This is a genomic window from Vibrio sp. Vb0349, from assembly GCF_033338975.1.
The window spans coordinates 1-1,135 of record NZ_JAWOTS010000361.1 but is presented as its reverse complement, the minus strand read 5'-3'; the positions used below and the strand labels follow the sequence as shown (position 1 = coordinate 1,135).

The following is a 1,135-nucleotide window of genomic DNA, read 5'->3' as shown; positions in this document are numbered from 1 at the left end:
AGCAGCGCTTACAGGCTCATTTCGCCACGCAGTACTTCCTGCATTTTCTCTTTTACTTCTTCGTAAGACAGGTTTTGGCTCAATAAGAAGTGCAGTTTTGCGAGCGCCGCTTCTGGCGTCATATCGTAACCGCTAATTACGCCTGCATCTGCCAACGCACAGCCTGTCGCATAACCGCCCATGTTGACTTTACCAGCCAAACATTGAGTCAGGTTGACCACAATAACACCACGCTCAGAGGCTTCTTTAAGATGGCCTAGTAGTTCTGGGTTTTGCGGAGCGTTACCCACACCAAAGGTAAGCAAAATCATTGCATTCACTGGCTGAAGCAAGGTATTGCGGATAACTTCATGCGAAATACCCGGATACATTGTGATCACACCGATTGGTTGAGGAGTAATGTTGTGAACTTTGAATTCACCTTCAGGTTGCGCGTTCACCTTGATGCTGTTGCTAATCTGAATGTTGATGCCCGCTTCCAACAATGGCGGCAAGTTTGGTGACGTAAATGCATTAAAGCCGTCAGCATGAGATTTTGTGCTGCGGTTGCCACGCATCAACTGATTGTTGAAGAATAAGGTGACTTCGTTGATTGGGTAGTTTGCTGCGATGTGCAGAGCATTTAGTAAGTTTGCTTGACCATCAGAGCGCAGTTCAGCCAAAGGAATTTGAGAACCAGTAACGATAACTGGCTTACCCAGGTTTTCTAGCATGAAAGACAAAGCCGACGCGGTGTAAGCCATCGTGTCAGTGCCGTGCAGAATAACGAAACCATCGTACTTGTCGTAGTTGTCACGAATGTCATCAGCGATTTGTTGCCAGTCTGCTGGTGTCATATCTGATGAGTCGATAAGAGGATCATATTCGTGGATAGTGTATTCCGGCATCTCTGGACGGTGAAATTCCGGCATGCTGGCAAGCTGTTTTTCCATAAAGCCAGCGATAGGAACGTAACCGTGATCCGATTTTAGCATACCGATGGTGCCACCGGTGTAAGCGATGTAGATGTGTTTTCTAGTCATCGTTTTTTCTTTCGTGTAGGGGAACAGAGGCGGGATTATATACCTAAATAACCTTGAGATGCGAGGCTCGGCGCACAGCATATGAAAGTCATCTGAGGAGATGTTGAGCTCAA

The 1,135-nt window shown here is 46.8% G+C and carries 1 protein-coding gene; it reads right to left on the bottom strand.

Annotated features, from left to right (window positions below; genetic code table 11):
- Positions 1 to 8 precede the first annotated feature (8 nt).
- Positions 9 to 1,022, bottom strand: coding sequence for an asparaginase (ansA, locus tag R7Q47_RS25845; RefSeq protein WP_005479567.1), 1,014 nt, complete (start codon positions 1,020 to 1,022; stop codon positions 9 to 11).
- Positions 1,023 to 1,135 lie beyond the last annotated feature (113 nt).